Consider the following 262-nt stretch of genomic DNA (forward strand, 5'->3'; position numbering starts at 1 on the left):
GCAAAACAGTGCCCATATTTGTGACGGCGTTGGCTTGTACCGCACCGAAGCCTGGTTTATGCAAAAAGGGCAGTTTCCATCGCAATCAGAGCAAGAAACCTGGTACCGAGAAGTACTTAATAGTTATTACCCTAATCCGGTAGTAATGCGAACGTTAGATATTGGTGGCGATAAAGTTCTCGATTATTTTAATATTACCGAAGAAAATCCCTTTTTAGGTTGGCGTGGTATTCGCATTAGTTTAGATCACCCTGAGCTATTT

The 262-nt window shown here is 42.0% G+C and carries 1 protein-coding gene; it reads left to right on the top strand.

Annotation, left to right across the window (positions count from 1 at the left end; genetic code table 11):
* Window positions 1-262, top strand: a 262-nt coding sequence (locus tag AAEY83_RS16125) for a putative PEP-binding protein (RefSeq protein ID WP_351060616.1), incomplete at both ends; no start/stop codon positions are given.

Source organism: Psychrobacter sp. TB20-MNA-CIBAN-0197 (genome assembly GCF_040309765.1).
GTDB lineage: Bacteria > Pseudomonadota > Gammaproteobacteria > Pseudomonadales > Moraxellaceae > Psychrobacter > Psychrobacter submarinus.